Raw genomic sequence first — 18719 nt, forward strand, 5'->3', positions numbered from 1 at the left:
AAATTCCAAACCCGAAAGGAGTCAGACTATGAACATTAGACTTTTTGCTTTGTTCTGTTGCATCAGTTTTTTGCTGTTCAACAGCGGCACCCCAACATGGGCAAAAGCACCCTCAACGGCTAAAATCGTATTTTCATCCAACCGAGATGGGAATTGGGATATCTGGACCATGAACCCCGATGGAAGCGATCCAATAAACTTTACACAAGACGCAGCAGCAGATTTTTCCCCAGTTTGGTCCCCAACAGGTGAACAGATTCTCTTTGTTTCCTTCCGAAAAGGCGGGGAAAGTCTGTATCTCATGGATGCAGATGGAAACAATATAAGAAAAGTTCTTGACAATTGGCGCAGTAGATCCAGTGCAACGTGGTCTCCTGATGGAAAGCGAATTGCGTCCGTGAGTGATGCCGTGCTTTACATTGCAACGATAGATGGTAAATCAATTGAGCCTGTAGCACAGACTGGCTTTGGAAGTGTTGGAGATCCTGCTTGGTCCCCTGATGGAAAGGAAATTGCCTTTATCTACAATAAACGCAAGCAAGGTTATGAACTTCGCCTTCTTAACGTCCAAACGCGCAAACAAAAAGTCCTTCTTGGCGAACTTGAGAAGTATCCATATAAGAGCCATCCGGCTTGGTCTCCGGATGGAAATCAAATTGCTTTTGTTCTACATAAATTTAGGGCAATACAAAATCAGGCAGACGCAATCGCTTGGCAGGATGAAGAAACAATCTATCTTATCAACCGTGATGGAAGCCAATTGCGAAAACTTGTTTCAGAAAAGGGACCGGACGCACTCCGTCCGACTTGGTCTCCCCAAGGCGATGAAATCATCTATCAACAGGAAGTCAGAGGTTTTACACAACTCTTTAAGATTGATGTGAGAAGTCGGGTAAAGACGCAACTCACACATAAAGGACATAACAGTAGAGCAGATTGGTTTGATCCTGCAGCGTTGCCTGTTCAACCTAATGTAGAATTGTTAACCACAATGTGGGGAAAATTGAAACAGAAATAACAGGTTTTCATGAATACAGCAAGGCGAAATCCGGTGCGGTTAGGAATGCAGATCGCATTTGGGGTTTTTGCTGGGGTGTTTCTTCGCGTACGTCGCAAAACCGCACCTACCGGACCTTGGGGAAACTACACCTATATTTCTGTTCTCAATCAACGGTGAACTGGATTGTATCGAAACGACTTGCTACTTTTGCGACCTTCGGTTTGAGTTCTTCAGGGGTCCCGCCAGAGAGTGCTGCGACAATACACTCGGCGATGTCCGGTGCATCGGCTGGAGTCATGCCCCATCGGGTGACTTCTTGAACGCCCATGCGTAATCCAGATGTTCCAACTTCAGGTGCCAATCCCGCTGCGCCTGCAATAATATGGCACGCCTCCAGATGGTTTGCGAGCGCGCTGCCTTCTCCATACTTATCTACAATCAGTATCAAGGTGTGCGATTCCGTGAAACCGAAGTCAGCGCCGAGCATTGGAACCCCGCGTTCTGCTAACGCTTGTCCGAGTGCTTTTGCATTGGCAACAATCGCATCTGCTTGTGCCTCACCGCATTCCATCCACTCTATAAACGTTCCAGCCAACGCCGGGAGTCGATTCAGGTGGTGATTGCTCATCAGCAACGGATAGACCCCCCGCGCAACCCGCTCAGCAATGGATGCATCGTTGGTTAGAACCATTCCACCTTGTGGCCCCGCAAGTGTCTTATGCGTGCTGGAAATGATGACATCCGCGCCTTCGTCAAAGGGAGATTGAAACCGTCTACCGGCGATGAGTCCAATAACGTGTGAGGCATCGTAGATGAGGTAGGAATCTGGGTTCGCTTGGCGCATCGCCTCCTTCAACTCCCGTATAGGTTGCGGGAAGAGAAACACGCCGGAGCCGATGTTGACGATGCTGGGTTTGTGTTTTGCAATCAGTGCAAGCGTTGCATTGAGGTCGATGTTTGAACGTCGTCCGTCCCACGGAATCGGAATCGACTCTAATTCTATCTTGAGGGGTGAGGAGAGCAGCTTTTGGGCATAGTGGTGTCCGTTATGAACCTCTAACGCTGTATCGCCCGGCTTTGCCAGTGCAAACGTTGTTGCAATCCCGGCGATGTTCCCTGATAACGGGCGGAAATCGACATGCGCTGCGCCGAAAAGTTCCTTTGCTAACGCCTGCGCATATCCCTCTATTTCGGCAATATAGCGGTTGCCCTTGTAATTCCGTTGGTAAATGTCAACACCAGAATAATTCCCATACCGCCGCGCCAAGCGTTCGTCAAAAAGTTCCTCTACCAACGGCGAAGGTGTGTTCTCCGAAGCGATGAGATTGAGACAGGTGTCCCGATACGTTTGATGTTTATCGAGAAGTGAAGTGAGTTTTTGAACTTTTGCGTTATGCGTCATTGAAAGAAACCTCCGTTTCGTTGTAGCGCAAGAGGTAGAGAAATTACTTGACGTGCTATAGAAAATCAGTTACGATGAGACAAAACACACATTACAACGAGGAAATTATGCCAAAACCTACGGATATCCGCATCCTTGACGTTCATTACGACTTTGAAGAACACCAATACCGGACCCCGCTCAAGTTCGGGGGTGTGCCGACAGATCACTGCGTCCTCTTTAACGTCCGTATGCAAGTTCAGACGCGCGACGGAAAAGTGGCAGAAGGTACAGGTTCCATGCCACTCGGCAACGTCTGGGCATTCCCACCACGTTACGCGCCTTTCGACCAGAGTCTCGCAGCGATGAAAAAACTCGCCGAATTGGCGGTAGCGGCTACACAAGATTGCGAACTGTGCGCGCATCCGCTTGAACTTTCCGAAGTGCTTGAATCCGAATTTTTACGGATTGCCGATGCGTTGTCCGACACCATGCAACTCGCGTCACCGATGCCGAAACTCTGTACTGTCGTTACAACGAGTCCGATTGATGCTGCGATTCACGACGCATTCGGAAAGGCAAACGGCATCAATAGTTACGACGGATTGGGCGAAAACTTTATTGAGGCAGATCTGTCGCATTTTTTGAATGAACAGTTCACCGGAAAATATCTGGACCAATATACCGCACGCCAACCGAAACCTAATATGCCCCTCTATCATCTCATCGGTGCATTGGACCCACTCACCGACGCGGATATCGCAGAACGTCTCAATGACGGTCTACCGGAAACGCTCCCCGAATGGATTGTCGCTGATGGGTTAACGCATCTGAAAATTAAACTCAACGGCGATGATTTAGCATGGGACGTTGCACGCGTTCTCGCAATCGATAAAGTCACCGCGGAAACGCAGGCGGAACGCGGTGTTGATACTTGGCATTACTCTGCTGATTTCAACGAAACCTGTCAGGATGTTGAATATCTATTGGCGTTCCTCAACCAGATTCAGGAGGCGGAACCCGCCGCTTTCCAACGCCTCGCCTACATCGAGCAGCCGACGGATCGGAACCTGAAAGCGCATCCCGAAAACAAGATGCACAAAGCCGCTGAGATAAAACCGGTGGTGATCGACGAATCGCTTACCGATTTTGAGACCTTTCTGTTGGCACGCGAGCAAGGGTATTCCGGTGTTGCGCTCAAAGCGTGTAAAGGGCAGTCTCAGGCGTTGTTGATGGGTGCTGCCGCCGCTGAATACGATATGTTCCTCGCTGTGCAGGATTTGACGTGTCCGGGAGCATCGTTTTTACATTCCGCTGGACTCGCCGCTCGCATCCCCGGTGTAACGGCTATTGAGGGCAACGCTCGTCAATTCTGTCCAAGTGCGAATGACGGTTGGCGAGACGAATTCCCCTCGATTTTCAACATCACCGATGGCACTGTCGGAACGCAGGTCCTCACTGCACCGGGACTCGGTCATTAGCCTCCGTTTCGCTGTCGGCAACAGTAATATTGGTGACAACGTTCCGCTGTTCCGGGATCCGGACAGGAAAATCTTTGATCGCGTCATTAATCAATTGTTTCACCATCGCCTTGACCGAATCAAATGGTATACATTCAAGGACGATGATGGCGCGGTGTTTTGAAGGCGCGATGTGATATGTCAACCCATACTGAAGTCCGAGTTGCCCTAACTCCGGTTCAACGCTGATGGAAATCTGTCGGCATTCCTGCGCTGTGATGAAAAAACTATCAAGGATGAATTGCGTGTGGATCCACGCTTCTCTCTCTTCAACAATCTTCATATTTTTAATTTTGCCTTGCGGTTCGGTCAGGTAGGTTAGGAATTTCACGTCCCTTTCCGTATACTCGCCCTCCACTACGTTACGGGCTACACACCTTGGATATTAAAAAAAACAGCCATCCCTTAATTCCACCTTATCGTCCATTGTAGTATTAACAGCGAAAAGTGTCAATGCTGTGAAAATGTTATAGACTGCCGAACTGGCAATTCACCTAATTTCTGAACGTCTCCGTTGTGCCAACGAATTTTGAAACCATCTATCCGTGAAGCAGTGCCTAATCCAAAGGTAAGGTGGAGGTCGTTCCCTGACAGGTAACTTGCGCCGCAGATGACCTCCCGTAAGAACGTCATGCCGCCTGCCTCCAACTGAACCTGCGCGCCGATCGCATCCCTGTTGCCATCTGTACCCACCAACTTCACTGTTAGCCACGCATTCGCATTGCCAACTTCGTTGCTAAGAATTACGGTTGGACGGTTCGATTGGCAAAGGACGACATCTACATCCCCATCTGTATCTATATCCCCGAAGAGCATCCCGCGTACGACATAGTGGGTTTTGTCTAATCCCGCTTCAGCGGTGATCTCAGTGAAGCCGGTATGGTTCTGTGGCGCGCCGCCCTGATTGTGAAACAGCTGGACAGGTTGTGCGTAGCTCATTTTCGCGTCAATCTGTTTGACGTTATCCCAGATGTGTCCATTCCCAACGAGCAGGTCTAACCAACCGTCGTTATCGAAATCAATGAAACGGGTGCCGAAACCGAGTGAATAGAAAGACGGATCGGCGAGGTTTGTGTCAAACGTTACATCTTCAAAGTAGCCGCTGCCATCGTTCTGCATGAGACAGTTCGCCTCTAAAGAGAAATTCGATACCCAGAGATCGATGTCTCCGTCGTTGTCATAGTCGCCTGCGTCTATGCCCATTGAACCGTTTGCTATACCGTCGCCATTGAAGGCAACACCGCGAAGCACGCCCTCCTCTTGAAAGGTCCCGTCGCCTTGATTCTTGACATTCTCCACGTTCTAAAAGAACGTGGATTCATTGTTGTTAGTTAAAAAGTATTTAAAGTTAAACTTGATACGCACTTTAGATTCGCAACATTTTCTGAATTTCAATACGCGTTTTTGAAAAAACTTGACAAGTTTGATTAACTGATGTATAATTAAATGAAAGGGCGGAACAGACCCGCCCAATCACTTAGTATATCATCGTAATTACTAAATCAAAAGATGTTAAAGGAGAAATAACATGGGTTATCACAACGACAAAACCAGATTCGGCATTACAGCAAATGGCGAAAAGCGATTCATTTTCGCTGAATCTCCCGATGAAAACGACCAACAAGATGAAGAACGATATTACCAATACATGCTTGGTTACCATGTTCATTTTGAATATGGTCGAATTCTCCATGATTTACTAATCACATGTTAATAATGGACGGTTTATTTTTTAAACTTGTTTTACTTTAGGCAGGTATATATTTTTTTAAAACGCTGTCTGTTTCACCGATTCTGATTATAGCATATATACAAAGTCGCTGTCAAGTTAAAATTGAGTTTCATTTTCGTTTAGTTTCTAAGTTATCAAACAGCAAAAGTTGACTATCCAGTTTTTGTGTATATTCTTTGTATTTTTGACCTTCGACGTATTCCTTCAAAGCCTCTAAAGTAACGCCTCCAGTTGATGCAATGAATTTTGAACTTGTCCATAATGAGCGTATGCGCTTAAGCCCAAAGAATTCGCGACGCAAGCAAAACGAACTATAACCTTTAATTTTACCTACAATGCGATTAACAGGATATTTCGGTTCAACAGACATCAGGATATGCACGTGTTCCGGCATGATTTCCAATGCAGTTAGTGTATAGTGGTAATCCTCTTGTTTTTCAACGATGATTTCCTTTAGGCGTTTTTGTATGGCAGATGTTAATACTTGTTTTCTGTATTTTGTGCAAAAGATCACATGGTAATCACAAGCCCAAATATAGTGATGTGCTGATTTATAGCGTGGTTCAGAACGAACAGACTCAAACATTTAGTTCCCCCTTCAAAAGTATTGGGCTTCGTTAAAGCATATATATTCACGAAAAATCAAGTTAAAATTTACTATTCATTTCGTGATATGCATTAATTATACGCGATTACTTATGAAATGGCAACTAAATTTTGAGTAGTATATGGATTTTTAAATACATCCGGCAATATTTCAATGCACGCCAAGCGTATGACTTTTTAAATCATATAGTGCGTGCAACTATAGAGTCTACAATTGAAATATGAGTTTTGGTTTCAAGATTATCAATATCTGCCTCTTTATCGTTTTTAATGATGTATTTAATTGTCTCAGTCGCATCTTCAGAGGAGCGTTGAGTTAATTTTTCTGCATCGTCTCCATCAAACGTGATGATAGTCAGATTTGATTCTGAGTATTTCATGTGAATTAACTCCTTTTCCTGATTTCGTAGTTGATTTCGGATTTTGAGTTTAATTGACTCTTTTTGTTGAAAAGCACGTATCAAATCTTTTGGTAGGGAAGTGATACGTGCTTTTAATTATGGGTTATTTAACAAATCTATATTTGCCGTGAGCAAAACGTTTATAGTAATTTTTGCCTGAAGATCCACCGTAAGCCTTTTGTGCAGGCAGATATTCACTATCTTTGATTATAGTGTATTCGACATCTCTTTCGCTAAGACGATGATCGCACAGTTTTAAGAATACAGGTTTAACCTCTTTTATTGTAAATACAGGATCAGGCTTATTTTTGGTTATTTGTTCAACAGCGTTGTATGTGTAATCAGACGCAGTTTGCGGATTTTTTATAGGCATAGATACATCCTCCAATTGCAGTATATCGCGTTTTTAATGAGTTGTCAAGTTGAAAATTAGTCGAATACAGAATTAAGCCAGCATTTCCTGCCTTCAATAGTTACAATTCCTCTTTCTTGTAAATCATACGTCATGGAACTTGCGATCGCGTTTTTTCTATATCCTATCTGAGGCAAATTAAGCCTATCGGTAATTTCGTCATGCGTAAGAAAGTAACGTGCATTATCTCCCCTTGATAGTTCCCCTATTATCGCATCTTCAAGTAAGCAAAGACCAATTTCAACTTTAGTCTTGTTATCGACAGCCGTGAGATCAAAAGCATCAGAAATTATTTTATGGATAGATTCACTATTCATTATAAGCCTCCTTTTAGTTAAAAAATCCGCATGGTTGAAAATTTTGTTGCCTTGCTTCTTGTATGGTTATTCTATTCCATAGTTCAGCAGGTATTTCTGATAGTTTAATATGTGGACAACCTTCATGGTGAAAATATGGTAAATTCGGTTCAAGAGATAATACGATTCTATCTTGTAAAGACGCGTAGAATTCAGCATGAAATTTAAAATCTCGTTCCACGATAAATTTGATTTCAAACGTATGCAGTTGATTCTTTTGCGGGGGGTTTATCTCGCCACTGATAACATTAACATCGCTAATCTCGCCAATTATTTTGAGTAAGTTGGGACTTCTCCATGTTCCGGCAAGATTTGGATGTGTTATATCTCTGATATTCTTATGTGCGGATATTATAGCAATATCTTCTTCAAAGAGATTATCTTCCCAGTAATTCAAATAGCCAAGAACAGTTATAATTTTCCCTGTGTATTTCCATTTGTTTTTCAAAAGTGTTTCAACAAGGATTATATCACTGTTTGGATTAAGTTGATCAGGGATTACAGCATCAGGAGCAAGCAATGCAGTTTCATCTATTTCGCCATCAGTTGAAATAGGTTCTTGTTCTGAACATGCAACTATCAAAGTTAACATGCAGAATATAGCAATGGTCGTTAGTCTAATCATTGTTTTTCTCCAAAGTATAGGATTGAAACATATTAGACATTTTTAAGTTGACATAGAAAAATTAACCTGCTAAAATTTAAAATGGTGAGTGGAGGACGTAAAAACGCCCTCCGCGCAACTTAGGCAGAATAATCTTTAAAGCCAGATCAAAACTGTCTAATTTTACGAGTGCAGGGTGGATGGCAGTCCATCCTGCACATTTCAGTTATTTATATTAGCATATTAAATTTGAAAAGTCAAGGGAAAAATGCATTCTCAACTTGTTATTAAAAAGGAGTATCGTATGAACTGGGTTCAATCTTTTACTTCTACATTGGATATTGCAATACAGTTGCTCACAGTATCTGTATTGGTATTTGCGATATTCCTTTTTTGGCGGATATGGCTTGTCTGCAATGAGTTTTCTAATATCCTTGGTTATATCAGATTTAATCAGAGCAGAATAAAGGAAACGTTATTACAAATAGAACGATTTTGCCGGAAATATGCTAATAGAGATTATGATGAGTGAAGGGAAAATTGCTATAAAACTATCAGTATATTATGAATGAGTGGAAAAAGATAAGAATTGGATTTTCTCTTTTCTTATTCTCAGCAATATTTGTAATCTGTAGTGTATTAGCCATAGATTATGAAATTAAGCAGACTCTGAAAGGATACCAATCTTTTCAGAATATCATGAATAATGCAGCTATAGCTGCCCAAGTTAGCACAGCATTATCAGCTGTAATAATAGGAGTTATTGACTTAATCATGTTATTATCAGATTGGTATTCAGAACGACAACAGAAAAGAATCGAAAAAAGCAAAGCCGAAGGTATTGCTGAAGGTGAAAATATAGCTGAACAAAAGTTTTTTGATGAGTTCGCAGAGTTTATGAAGGAACGCGGCGACGATGCTAAACTCAAAGATTTCGTAGAAAGTTATACATCTAAAAACAAAAAAGAAAACGATTCTTAGCGATATAGTTTTTATAGAACACAAAAGCCCAATGAGCCAAAATTAATTTTTGACTTAAAGGGCTTTTTGTGGTATTATTTAAGGAATGTGTTGGATAGTCTAAAACCGCGCGTATCTGAGATGAACCCCGCGCGCAACCTATTCAAGGCATTACCGCGTGGATGATTTTTTCATTCACGCATTTTAATTATGCGAAACGTGTTGGGAAATTCCCAAGAGTATATCGCATTTTTTGAATTAGTATGAATGTTTTTGATTAAATTGCTATTGTGCCGACCCTGTATCTCCAACCTAAAGGTAGGAGTTTTAGGGTCGGAAGATGATGATAAAAAGCGTATTCGGAGACATGTCGTTTGCAACGTAGATGTCCACCCAACCGTCGTTGTTTACGTCGGTGAAGACGACTCCAAGTCCACGTGTCGTCGGTTCATAGACACCAGCGGATTTCGTAATATCTGTGAAGGTGCCGTCGCCATTGTTGCGGTAGAGCACATCGGCGATGCCGTGATACTCGTTGGGACCGCAGTAGATACGTAGGGTGTTTTTGTAGTAACACGGGATGTCGGTCTCCAGCGCGTATTCGACGTAGTTACAGACATAGAGATCTAAGTCGCCGTCTCTGTCAATGTCAGCGAATGCCGCACTTGCACTCAGCAGCGGACAACCGACTTGTGCTTGCTCGGTTACGTCTGTAAAGGTGCCATCGCCGTTGTTGCGGTAGAGCACATTTTTTCCTAAGTTTGTTATGTACAGGTCGCGGTTCCCGTCCCCATCGTAATCCGCTGCGACGGCACCGAGTCCGTAGCCGGTATCGCCGACGTTCGCAGATTCAGTGATGTCAACAAAGATACCACTGTCGTTGCGATAGAGCCGATTTTTGGGTGGCGGTTCTGTGGATACGGAGAGCGAATTGCCTTGAACGAGATAGAGGTCCAAATCGTCGTCGTTATCGAAGTCGAAGAGAGCACCACCGCTGCCCATCGTCTCAACGAGTCGGCGTTCCGCAGAAAAGCCGTTGACATGCTTGAAGTCAAGCCCCATGGCATCGGTTACATCGCGGAAATAAGGTTCAGTCCTACCGAGTACAGGAAACATGAGAAGGAAGAAGGTCAGCAAGCAAAGCAGGTAGTGTTTGGGTTGGAACATAATAGTGGCAGGAAGTTAGTTTTTTATTTCTGGACGTGGACGGACAACCCGAAACCCAATGGTATGCGTCGAGTCCAAAGGATAGAATTTAAACCGTAAGCCTGAACGCAGGAAGGCACTGCCGACATCCCACGCACCGCCACGGATAACTCTTGCCCGAAGTACGTCTCGGAAGCGGAGGTTGACCGGATTTCGAGACACCTCTCCACCATTTCGCTGGTATGCTGTCAGGCTGTATTCATCAAGGCACCACTCCCACACATTTCCGGCAAGGTCTGCGATGCCGTTGGGAGATTCACCTTTCGGAAAGTGTCCCACTGGCATTGGACGATTATAGCGGCGTGCGAAGTTGGCGTGCTGGCGTGCTTTTGGCGGTGTGTTTCCCCACGGATATGTTCGTGCCACCGTGCCGCGTGCTGCGCGTTCCCACTGCGCTTCAGTCGGTAAACTTCCGCCGATCCACTCTGCGAACGCTTGTGCGTCGAACCATGTCACACCGACAACAGGTTGCGTGTCGCCGTTGAGCGTTTCATCTTCCCATGTCTTCTCGCCATTGTGTCCGCGCGGTGTCGGGCGATTTGTCGCCTCAACGAAGGCACGGTATTGTGCGTTGGTGATTTCATACCGAGAGATCTCGTAAGTACTCAGATAGACCTGATGCTGGGGCAGTTCGGCATCAAAAGTATGCTGTTCCAGCATGGAACTTCGCAGTTTGGCATCCTCATAGGCGGCTTTCGCCTCTTCAGGAGTTGAACCCATTAGAAAGGTGCCTTCTGGAATAGAGACCCACTCTATAGTGGTGAGGACTTGTTGGGCAGCACTGCTAACTTCGGAAACAGCGGAGTTGCTATAGACAGCAAGGAAAAGTATGACAATCGCAAAGCAGGCGCGTTTCATTTTCTATTCGTCTCTCTGAAATTATGCAAATGCTAACGATGATTCGGTACGCTATGCCTCCGTTTTAACTCCCCCCAAGCAATTGGTAACTTTGCACGAGGCGAGACATCAAAAGGCACAAGGCGGTCTTCAAAATATTCAAACTGCGCGATCTGTTTACCTTTGCCGTCACAGATACCGACGTAGATACCGACTTCAAGCGGTTTATCAAACTCCTGTTCGGTTTCGCCGATGTCTATCCATGCATCTTTGGCTTCCCGTTTCCACCATGCTGTGAAAGTGTCTTTTTCACGGCGGAGTCGCATGTAGAGATCCATTTCACCTGCGGGATCCTGGAATCCCGGAACGACACCGACAAGACCTTCACCGGCATCGAACTGTCGTTTTTGATATTGGATGACAGCATCGTTACCGTTTGCGGGACCGCGTCCCCAGAGTTTAATCGTCACCCATTCGCCTTCGCGACCTTGGCGATCCTTCGTTGTTGGTGAGTAGGCAGCGATACCTGCGACGACACAAGCATCTTCATAGTCCATGTAGAGATGTGTTTCTACATCAAAATCACCTTCATGTTCCTGATAGAGTCGATTCGTTGTGTCCGAGGGCCAGAGATTGCGGTTCAGTTCACCCGTGACATGAAGCCATCCGGCTTTCGTTTTGCCCATATCCCACTTCTTCGGTTCAACGCCTTCCTCGTCAGCGGTCTTCCATTTCCAATTCGGATTTTTCAAAGCGTTTCCGTCAAACGGGTCACCGAGGGAAGGCGCGGCTTCAGTAGAAAGTGTGCCTAAAAGCATCGCAAAACCAATAAGTAATAAAATAGTTGCTGTTTTCAAATTTTTTCTCCATATCCATAAAGAAACTGGCGACACGGAGTCGCCAGCAACTTCAAAAATTACAAATAGCGTTCGCTATTATTGTTGTCCTTTGAGTTCGCCCCACGTGACTGCAAGTCGACCGCGCGGATCAACAGGCGTTACCGGACTTGATGCTTCACGGAAGTAGTCAAAAGTGACAGTCATCCTGCCTGCTTCGCTTGCACCTTCACAGATGCCGACATAAAGACCGACTTCGAGCGGTTCTTCAAGTTCGTTCGTCGCTTTGCCGACCGGGATCCAATCGCCTTCTGCATTCGGCTTGAACCATGATTCATATTCGTCGCCATCGCGTTTGACGCGCAGTTCGACTGGAATAACGCCCTGCTCCGGATTGTAGTCGGGTTGTGTGCCGACGTATCCTAAATCAGCAGAATCATTTTGACGCCGTTGGTACTGGAGTACAGCGTTGTTGCCTTGTGCAGCCCCACGACCCCACAACTTCAATGTCACCCACTGGCCATCACGGTTTTGGTGATCTTTTGTCGTCGCGGAATACACAATGATGCCAGCAACAGTGCAAGCATCGCCGTAATCAACAACCATCAACGTTTCGATGTCAAACTGGTCCTGATCTGTGATCTGATAGAAACGCGTACTGGTATCATCAGTCCACACGTTTTGATCGAATCCCGCCTCGGCAACGATCAGTCCATCCTTTAGTTCCCAAGGACTTTTATCGCCATCCTTGACCTGCCAAAAGGATTGAAGGCTTTGACCCGTTCCATTAAATTCATCACTCATCAACGTTTGTGCGAAAACGCCAGGGATGAGGCATACAGAGAAAATCAGAATTGCAATTATGCAAGTAATCTGTTTCATTAAAACATCCTTTCTATTTTTTTGTACGGGACGACATCTGTCAGGTTTCAAAAGAGTTCTCTTTCTCTCTTCTCTCGGTTGACTTCGGTTCGTCCATACAGATAGTTAGTTTAGAATATATTAACATAATTAACTGGAAAAAATCAACTTTTTCCCCGAAATTTCGTACTTAATAATGAATCTAAAAAAACAGGGCTATTTTAACTTTTGCTTTTTCAACTGATATTAACCCCCTAAATCCCGCTTATCAGAGGCACTTGACACATTTTCTTTGGAAAACTAAATGAGCGTAATAAAAAAGCAGATCTCCTTGCAATTCGCGCTAAGACTATGTTAAAATCAGAATTGGTGCAAAATTCAGTCCAAATTGTAGGTTATACTCTTTAGGAGGCAAACTATGAAGGTAGGCATTCGGGACGGGATGTTACCCGTTTCCTTTGAAGAATCGTTTCAGAAGGCAAAAGAAATCGGGTTTGATGGTGTTGAAATTTGTATGGGAGCGAATTACCGCGAACATGTGCTTTGGGAGGATGGCGGGATCGATAAAGTGAACAGTTTGGCAGAAGCTGCTGGTATTGAGGTGTCTTCGCTATCACCGGGCGGTTTCACTGCGTATTCGTTCATGCATCCGACCGATAGCACGCGGAGCGAAGGCATTGCGAAATTGCAATATTTGGCAGAGACGTGTCCACAACTCGGCACGAATGTGATTCTGGTGCCGTTCTTCGGTGGTGGACAGATCCAAGATGACCACATCAACGCGCCACGGTTTCTTGATGGATTGAAGGCGGCTGCTGAAACCGCTGAAAAACATGGGGTTTTCCTCGCTATTGAATCGACTTTAAGCGCGGAACAACACCAACAAATTATTGATAACGTCGGTTCGTCAGCTGTCGGCGTGTATTACGATATGGGGAACGCGACCGGATTCGGCTATGATTCGCCGTCCGAGATTCGGAGCTTGGGCAGCGCAATCACACAGATGCACATCAAAGACACTGGTGGTAATCATGCGGGTGAAGGCGATGTCGATTTTCCAGCAGTCTTTGACGCCGCGCATGCTGTTGGATATGACAGTTGGTTTGTACTGGAAACACCCGGTAAGGACGATCCCGTTGCGTCTGCGGCAAAAAATCTCAATTTCGTGAGGAACAGTTTTTGAGGCAACAGCAAAAATCCCATTCGTCATTGGAATTTTGTAGTATCAACATCGGCTCTCGACTCATGACGGAGGCGTTGGCATGAATAGTCCAAAAACGATAGTCCCCCACTCCGAAAGTAAAAAACTCCTGTCTCTACCGACACGCGAAGCGGAGCAACTCTTTCAAAGTTACGAGAAGCAGCAGCAATTGGAAATTCTGAGTGCAACTCGCAACCCGAGATCCAGAGAGAAACTCTATTATCTCGTGCCTGATTGTACGGAACTTATCCAAGAAAGTCCGACCGAGGAAGTCCTCCAAGTTTTGGACACAATGCTCGGCACGGGACTCGCTTCAGTCCTATTGCCGTGTCTTTCAAATGAGCAATTTGAGGAGCTACTGGACATCGCTGTTTGGCGAGAAGGTAAACTCGATGAAGAGTCATTGGACCTCTGGCTTTTTGAACTTTCTGAATGTGAGCGGGACGACCTCGGACGATTTCTCAGAGAACTCGATATCCGCCTATTGGCGGTGCTTCTCCATGGACGTGTCGCACTCAAGGATGACCACACCGGAATGCTTCTTGAAGCAGGCTACTTAGATCCAGGTTCACCAGCGATTGATTATGCAGATGAGCGTGCTCGAGCGATTTGTAATGCCATGTGGGAAGCGGACGATGAAATTTTCGTAGCGTTCATTCAGGAACTCTTCTTGATTGATACAGAAGGCAATATTAAGGATGAACTCGCCGCCGTTTTCGATGCTGTACAAGCCGACAGAGCCCAACGCGTCGAAGCACGTGATAAAGAAGCCGGCATTGATGTTACTGAGTCTGACCTCATAGAAAAAGTTGACTTAGAGTCGCTTACATTTGATGATGACGAGGACGAAGATGACGAAGACGAATAAGTTTTCTCTTGTGTCGGAGGCGACGCTTGACGGGAGGCTCTTCCTCGCACAAGCGTTGGCGCACGGAGATACGCTTGGTGGCATCCCTCGTGAGGAGGCGGATACGCTTTATCAGAACATTGCCGCCATTGCCCACAAACTCATTACAATGAAGACGAGAGACCTCTCGGATGAATCGGGACTGCGGACGCAGATTCAGACTGCGTTTACGCTCACCAGTCTTGGGTTGGAATACGGGAGCAAAGGCGATCTTGACAAAGCGGTTCGACTTCTTCGTAAAACCCGGGTCGTCAAATTTTTTCAAATCGGCAATACACTGGCAGAAAAATTGTTGGGTAGGGCGCGCCATCTTTTGGAAGACGGTGTGATTCTGCCTCCGAGCAGAGACGAGGAACGCGCCCTCGGCACCACCTATACAGACCTTGAAACAGAAGGTATCCAGATTTATACGCAAGCGGAACTTGAATTTCTAAAGGCGTTGCTGACCTACAGAACCACTATTCGGACGCTTCAGGTAACAATCAGAGATACAGATACCCCAAGATCACTGCTCCACTTGTCTGAAATCGACCTAATCGACCGCCAGTTGGCATGTATCGAGAATCGTTGCCATTACGTAAGAGCCTTGCCATTGGATAATCTGTTCATGCTGGATCCGCCGCTCAGCATCTTTCCGAATCCCATTGAACACCTCACACTCGGTTTGATAGTCAATCTTGTACTCTATCGACAAGCTGATTTTCAGTTAGACCCTGACACACGGGAAGATTTTCATAAGTTGGCTTATGAGGACGGTGAGATTCGATCATCGCTCCGAGAGCAGTTGCTCGACTGGATCACGCAGTATCTTGAACAGACACACCAACCCGAACCTGTGAAGGCGTATGCGGTCTCTTATTGGGATGATTGTCTCCGAATGGAGGGTCGACTGGTTTCATCTGAAGCGTCTTAGCGATCGGACAACGTTTTCTTTGCATCCGCGATTGCTCTGCGTGCGCGTGGGGTGCCAATATCGTTCAAAGCACGTTCCGCCATGCGACGAAGTTCAGGTTCGGGCGAATTGAGTGCTTCAATTAGCGGTTCAACTGCGGGGGTGCCTATTGTCCCCAAAGCACGCACGACAAGACGGCGGACGTTCCACACTGGATCTGTGAGTGCGTTAATGAGGGCAGGCAAAATCGTATCAAGCGGTGTGCCGATTTCACCTAAGGCATAAGCGGCATTCAATCGAATATCCGCTGATTCTGCTGTTAGGGCATCAATGAGATACGGCACGGCAGGTTCACCCAAATTTTGCAGGGCGACAGAGCCGACGACGCGGATATTTTCGTCGGGATCTGTGAGCACAGAAATAAGTGCCGGAACAACACGGGCAGCGGGGGTCTTGATTTCGCTGAGCGTCCAGGCAGACATCTCACGAATCTGCGGATTTTCATCGGATAGCCCGTGGATGAGTGCGTTGATTGCCTCCGGTCCCATTTTGACTAAGGCTTTGGCGGCTTTGGTGCGACGTGCTGCTTCTGTGTCACCGAGTTGATCAACAAGCGTTTTTGCCTGTTGTTCCTGCGACTGACATGCTACCAGACACAAAAGAATGAGGATTAAAAGAAAGTACTTCATAGGTTGTGACTATAGCAGCGTTTTCGGCTTTTTGCAAGTTGTTACGTTTGAAAGTTGGAAACCTCGTCGGTGAATGGACGTTACACTATATCACTAAAGGAGAAACACGGGGTTCGCCGCGGTGCGAAAACCGTCAATAAAAAGATGAAATTAGAGACAGCGACATTTGGTGCAGGTTGTTTTTGGTGTGTTGAGGCAGTCTTTCTGCAATTGGAAGGCGTTCACGAGGTCGTCTCTGGATACACCGGTGGCACGACTGTTAACCCGACATATCAAGCAGTGTGTATGGGAATGACGGGGCACGCTGAAGTGATTCAGCTTCAGTTTGATCCAGCCGTTATTTCATACCAAGAACTGTTGGAAGTTTTCTGGCACACGCATGATGCGACGACCTTAAATCGGCAGGGTGGTGATGTCGGCACCCAATACCGTTCCGCGATTTACTATCACACGGAAGCACAAAAACAAACCGCGGAACAATCTAAAGCCGAGATGGATGCCTCCGATATGTGGGATAACTCGATTGTGACAGAAATTACGCCAGCTGATGTCTTTTATCCCGCTGAAGACTACCACCAAAACTATTTTCAATTGAATCCAAATCAGGCGTACTGTCAATTTATAATTCATCCAAAAATGCGAAAATTCACAAAAGATTTTAAGGATAAACTTAAAAATGATTAATAGACACATTTTGAAGTCAGGAACAGCCGCTGGCTCTCGGGAGTCAGCAGTCGACAAAGAGAACTTTAAAAGCCGAAAGTTGAAAACTATTTTTGGTGTGCTTATCTGTTTTTTCAGTGTTGGCATCACGATTGCCCAAGAGACATCATCAATCGCCGTACCGGTTATAACAGCGAGACGCGGGACGATTGTTTCGACAACGCAGTACGCTGGACATTTAGAACCGCAGGCAGAGGTAAGTATATTTGCCAATGTTTCGGGGAAGATTGTTAGTCTGAATGCGACTGTTGGGCAAAGTGTGGCGAAAGGCGATGTCATCGCTGAAATCAATTCGAGTGAAGTCACACTTGCGGTGATACGGGCAGAGTCAACATTGAGCAGTGCGCAATCCCAACTCACATTGAAGGAGGCGAACGCCCAGGCAGGTATCGAATCTCAGTTAGCAGTTGCAGAGGAGAAGTTGATGACAGCACAGTCGCAACTTGTCGAGACGAGATCACTCGCTGAAATACGCGTCCGTAACCAACTGATACAGGCGGAATCGGGGCACAAAGCGGCCAAAGAGACAATTGAAAAATCGAAAACAAATGCTGAACAAGCACTGGAACGCGCAAAAGTGGAGCGGGATGACGCGAAAGCGGATTACGATCGAAACAAATCGCTTCATGAAAAACAACTCATCAGTGATAGCAATTTTGAATCGGTAGAAAAGCGGTTGAAATTGGCAGAAATCCGTTTAGAAGAGGCGCAGGGCACAGCATCAAAGTTTGCGGAAGGTTCAACACATCCTTCCATAGAGAAAGCGAAAGCAGAACTCGCTGTTGCGCAGAAACTGGTGGAAATCCGCAGCTGGGAGCGCGAGATCGCTCTCGCAGAATCAAAGGTCACACAGGCACAAGCAGACCGCGACTCGGCGCAGAAACTGGTGGACGCAAAATCATGGGAACAAGAGATTGCGATTGCGAGGTCGGCGGTGAGTCAAGCCGAAGAACAACTCAAAGTTGCGCGGGAACAGATGGATGAGGCAACTATTAAGTCCCCGATTGATGGCACTATTTTAACGCGTCATTTAAGTGTAGGAGACCACGCCCGACCCGCTACATCGCCTACCGGAAAACCTGTATTTACAGTAATCGGCGTTGACACCCTCAAAGCAATTTGGAGTATGCCTGTTGCAGATGCTCGCCGCATTCATAGCGGCGAACTCGCCCTGATTTCCACGAACGCCGGTATTCGGAATATTGTCGGCACAATTGATTTTATCAGTCCGACAGTTAACCGTGAAAATAACACAGTGCTTGTCCACGCCAACGTGCCAAATTCTATGGGAACACTCTCTCACAACGGCGGTTTGAGGCCGGGCGGTGCGATCACGGTTTCCATCAAAACAGGTGAACGGAAAAATGTCCAATTGGTCCCTTTGCACTCGGTTTTACACATTCAGAACGGCAGCGGGACTCTCTTTAAGGTTGAAGAGAATGTAGCACGCCGAGAACAGGTGAGCGTTGGTGCTGTTTACGGTGGGGAGATAGAGGTTACCTCAAGACTTTTGAACGGAACACTAATAATTGTTGGTGAACAACACCGATTACAGGACGGAACGCCGGTGTCCATTGTGCGGGATTAGAATCGAT

General features: G+C 45.9%; 20 protein-coding genes and 1 pseudogene. 8 read left to right on the forward strand and 13 right to left on the reverse strand.

Annotation, left to right across the window (positions count from 1 at the left end):
* Nucleotides 1–28 precede the first annotated feature (28 nt).
* On the forward strand, nt 29–1018 hold the full coding sequence (locus tag OXH39_12855; GenBank protein ID MCY3551342.1) for a hypothetical protein: 990 nt from the start codon (nt 29–31) through the stop codon (nt 1016–1018).
* A gap of 145 nt (nt 1019–1163) precedes the next feature.
* Here the strand turns inward: OXH39_12855 and OXH39_12860 are convergent, their stop codons facing one another.
* Complete coding sequence (locus tag OXH39_12860; GenBank protein ID MCY3551343.1) at nt 1164–2402, reverse strand: serine hydroxymethyltransferase; 1239 nt, start codon at nt 2400–2402, stop codon at nt 1164–1166.
* A 107-nt stretch (nt 2403–2509) separates the two neighbouring features.
* On the opposite strand from OXH39_12860, the gene OXH39_12865 reads away from it, so the two are divergent.
* Nucleotides 2510–3862 carry a mandelate racemase/muconate lactonizing enzyme family protein gene (locus OXH39_12865; GenBank protein ID MCY3551344.1) on the forward strand — a complete coding sequence of 451 codons (1353 nt, stop codon included), beginning with the start codon at nt 2510–2512 and terminating at the stop codon, nt 3860–3862.
* Here OXH39_12865 and OXH39_12870 read toward each other — a convergent pair.
* From OXH39_12870 to OXH39_12900, 7 genes and pseudogenes are all read right to left on the reverse strand, one after another.
* Nucleotides 3837–4232 (reverse strand): hypothetical protein, encoded by a 396-nt coding sequence (locus OXH39_12870; GenBank protein ID MCY3551345.1) that lies wholly within the window; start codon nt 4230–4232, stop codon nt 3837–3839. The genes OXH39_12865 and OXH39_12870 overlap by 26 nt on opposite strands.
* A gap of 119 nt (nt 4233–4351) precedes the next feature.
* Nucleotides 4352–5200 carry a CRTAC1 family protein gene (locus tag OXH39_12875; GenBank protein MCY3551346.1) on the reverse strand — a complete coding sequence of 283 codons (849 nt, stop codon included), beginning with the start codon at nt 5198–5200 and terminating at the stop codon, nt 4352–4354.
* Between the two features lie 608 nt (nt 5201–5808).
* A pseudogene (gene tnpA, locus OXH39_12880) lies at nt 5809–6219 on the reverse strand (IS200/IS605 family transposase).
* Between the two features lie 202 nt (nt 6220–6421).
* Entirely contained in the window at nt 6422–6619 is a 198-nt protein-coding gene (locus OXH39_12885; protein MCY3551347.1) for a hypothetical protein, read from the reverse strand.
* Nucleotides 6620–6743: 124 nt separating this feature from the next.
* Entirely contained in the window at nt 6744–7013 is a 270-nt protein-coding gene (locus OXH39_12890; protein ID MCY3551348.1) for a hypothetical protein, read from the reverse strand.
* A 56-nt stretch (nt 7014–7069) separates the two neighbouring features.
* The gene (locus OXH39_12895) at nt 7070–7369 is read right to left on the reverse strand and encodes a hypothetical protein (GenBank protein MCY3551349.1); all 300 of its coding nucleotides are present in this window, start codon (nt 7367–7369) and stop codon (nt 7070–7072) included.
* 13 nt (nt 7370–7382) lie between these two features.
* A complete protein-coding gene (locus OXH39_12900; protein ID MCY3551350.1) occupies nt 7383–8033 on the reverse strand; it encodes a hypothetical protein in 651 nt (216 codons plus the stop codon).
* Nucleotides 8034–8576: 543 nt separating this feature from the next.
* On the opposite strand from OXH39_12900, the gene OXH39_12905 reads away from it, so the two are divergent.
* Nucleotides 8577–8993, forward strand: a complete 417-nt coding sequence (locus OXH39_12905; protein MCY3551351.1) for a hypothetical protein — start codon at nt 8577–8579, stop codon at nt 8991–8993.
* A 306-nt stretch (nt 8994–9299) separates the two neighbouring features.
* On the opposite strand, the gene OXH39_12910 is transcribed toward OXH39_12905, so the two are convergent.
* The 4 genes from OXH39_12910 to OXH39_12925 all read right to left on the reverse strand — a co-directional run bounded on the left by OXH39_12910 (nt 9300) and on the right by OXH39_12925 (nt 12733).
* The gene (locus OXH39_12910) at nt 9300–10088 is read right to left on the reverse strand and encodes a VCBS repeat-containing protein (protein MCY3551352.1); all 789 of its coding nucleotides are present in this window, start codon (nt 10086–10088) and stop codon (nt 9300–9302) included.
* A 66-nt stretch (nt 10089–10154) separates the two neighbouring features.
* On the reverse strand, nt 10155–11036 hold the full coding sequence (locus OXH39_12915; GenBank protein ID MCY3551353.1) for a formylglycine-generating enzyme family protein: 882 nt from the start codon (nt 11034–11036) through the stop codon (nt 10155–10157).
* A gap of 32 nt (nt 11037–11068) precedes the next feature.
* Nucleotides 11069–11872, reverse strand: coding sequence for a hypothetical protein (locus tag OXH39_12920; GenBank protein MCY3551354.1), 804 nt, complete (start codon nt 11870–11872; stop codon nt 11069–11071).
* Between the two features lie 78 nt (nt 11873–11950).
* The gene (locus OXH39_12925) at nt 11951–12733 is read right to left on the reverse strand and encodes a hypothetical protein (GenBank protein ID MCY3551355.1); all 783 of its coding nucleotides are present in this window, start codon (nt 12731–12733) and stop codon (nt 11951–11953) included.
* Between the two features lie 397 nt (nt 12734–13130).
* Here OXH39_12925 and OXH39_12930 point away from each other — a divergent pair, with 397 nt between their 5' ends.
* The 3 genes from OXH39_12930 (at nt 13131) to OXH39_12940 (ending at nt 15733) form a co-directional block, all read left to right on the forward strand.
* Nucleotides 13131–13895, forward strand: a complete 765-nt coding sequence (locus OXH39_12930; protein ID MCY3551356.1) for a sugar phosphate isomerase/epimerase — start codon at nt 13131–13133, stop codon at nt 13893–13895.
* Nucleotides 13896–13974: 79 nt separating this feature from the next.
* A complete protein-coding gene (locus OXH39_12935) occupies nt 13975–14781 on the forward strand; it encodes a DUF6178 family protein (protein MCY3551357.1) in 807 nt (268 codons plus the stop codon).
* Complete coding sequence (locus tag OXH39_12940) at nt 14765–15733, forward strand: DUF6178 family protein (protein ID MCY3551358.1); 969 nt, start codon at nt 14765–14767, stop codon at nt 15731–15733. Before OXH39_12935 ends, OXH39_12940 begins: the two co-directional genes overlap by 17 nt.
* On the opposite strand, the gene OXH39_12945 is transcribed toward OXH39_12940, so the two are convergent.
* Nucleotides 15730–16401 carry a HEAT repeat domain-containing protein gene (locus tag OXH39_12945; GenBank protein MCY3551359.1) on the reverse strand — a complete coding sequence of 224 codons (672 nt, stop codon included), beginning with the start codon at nt 16399–16401 and terminating at the stop codon, nt 15730–15732. The two genes, OXH39_12940 and OXH39_12945, sit on opposite strands and share 4 nt — an antisense overlap.
* Nucleotides 16402–16545: 144 nt before the next feature.
* Between OXH39_12945 and msrA the strand changes: the two genes are divergently transcribed.
* On the forward strand, nt 16546–17085 hold the full coding sequence (msrA, locus tag OXH39_12950; GenBank protein MCY3551360.1) for a peptide-methionine (S)-S-oxide reductase MsrA: 540 nt from the start codon (nt 16546–16548) through the stop codon (nt 17083–17085).
* Nucleotides 17078–18712: an efflux RND transporter periplasmic adaptor subunit gene (locus OXH39_12955; protein ID MCY3551361.1), complete on the forward strand. Its 1635-nt coding sequence runs from the start codon at nt 17078–17080 to the stop codon at nt 18710–18712. The genes msrA and OXH39_12955 overlap by 8 nt, the downstream gene beginning before the upstream one ends.
* Nucleotides 18713–18719 lie beyond the last annotated feature (7 nt).

It is taken from the genome of Candidatus Poribacteria bacterium, from assembly GCA_026702755.1.
GTDB lineage: Bacteria > Poribacteria > WGA-4E > WGA-4E > WGA-3G > WGA-3G.